The sequence below is a fragment of the Mesorhizobium sp. M2A.F.Ca.ET.039.01.1.1 genome, from assembly GCF_003998035.1.
In the GTDB taxonomy this organism is placed as follows: domain Bacteria; phylum Pseudomonadota; class Alphaproteobacteria; order Rhizobiales; family Rhizobiaceae; genus Mesorhizobium.
Map to the genome: position 1 here is coordinate 1 of NZ_RZRY01001152.1, position 1,338 is coordinate 1,338.

The 1,338-nt window shown below is 58.1% G+C and carries 2 protein-coding genes; both read right to left on the reverse strand.

Features of this window, described 5'->3' with window-relative positions; all coding sequences use genetic code 11:
- A partial coding sequence (locus EOA24_RS38100; RefSeq protein WP_127410835.1) for a 2,4'-dihydroxyacetophenone dioxygenase family protein occupies positions 1-353 on the reverse strand: 353 nt, incomplete at its 3' end.
- Positions 354-500: 147 nt separating this feature from the next.
- A partial coding sequence (gene hisD / locus EOA24_RS38105; RefSeq protein ID WP_127410834.1) for a histidinol dehydrogenase occupies positions 501-1,338 on the reverse strand: 838 nt, incomplete at its 5' end.

Sequence of the window (1,338 nt, forward strand, 5' to 3'; positions counted from 1 at the left end):
ACGTAGACGTAGCCGCCACTTACATGGAATAGCGTAATCATCTCGCAGCAATCGTCAGGTACGACGAGTGTATGTGTCTCGCCCGGCGGCTCGAAAGCATAGTCGCCTGCCTTGGCGATCCAATCGTGTTCCAGATAATGCCACGTCCCACGAAGTACCATCGCATGGACCGGACCACTGTGGCGATGCCGAGAAAGGACTCCGGATTTGGTGACTCGGAGGAGATTAACGTAGTATCCCTCGCTAACGGAAAGCAGAAGCGGTTTGAACCAGACGCCGTCAGCCTGGGGAACCCACGCATCTTGGTCCGCATCCAGATCAAGGGCTCCGGACAAGAACAGGTCGGGACGCATGCCCGGCGGTTGGGGCATCTGGTATGGTTGTTTTGAAAAGTCGAGCGCGCTATTCACAGCATGCCTCCTCTTGTGACGAGGCAGGAATGATTACTGCCTCTGTGGGTTATGTTAGGCCTCGATGTGCCAAACCGACGCTGTCATGACTCAACCAACCGAGGCCAGTTGTTTGGGGGTAAGACGCAATGCCGCGGCGCGACGATGGCCTTCCAGCTTTTCAGTTGCACTTTGGCGCACAGCTGCCGGAGCAACGGCGGCAACACCACGCTTGTCCAACCACTGGTGCGTGGCGATCTTAACGTAGGAGCCAACCCAAAGACCGCCAGTGTAGCGACCTGCCGCCATGGTCGGCAGGGTGTGGTTCGTTCCGCAGCACTTGTCCGAATAGACGACGCTAGCAAGTTCTCCAATGAAGAGCGAACCATAGTTTCGAAGCTTTTTAGCGGTTGCCTGCGGATCGCGGGTGTGGACCTGAAGATGCTCAGTAGCGATGTAGTCCGAGTAGGAAACCATCGTGCCTTCGTCTTCCACGACAGTGATCTCTCCATAGTCCTTCCATGCAACGCCCGCTACCGGGGCCGTGGGCAGGTCTTCCAACTGCCTTTCGACTTCCTTGAGAACGTCCTCAGCAAGCTTGCGGTCAGTCGTCACGAGCCCAACACGGGTGCGGACGTCGTGCTCGGCCTGCGCCAGAAGATCGGTCGCGATGATTGCTGCATTGCCGGTTTCGTCGGCCACGATGAAGATTTCGCTCGGGCCAGCGAGTTGGTCGATACCGACCTGACCGAACACCTGCCGCTTTGCTTCATTCACAAATGCGTTGCCCGGGCCGACGATCTTATCGACTGCCGGAATCGTCTCAGTGCCGTAGGCCATGGCGGCGATCGCCTGGGCTCCGCCAACGCGGAAAATGCGATCTGCCCCGGCAAGGTGGCAACCTGCGATCATGGCAGGATGAGCATTCGGCGGAAGGCTGGCAATGACC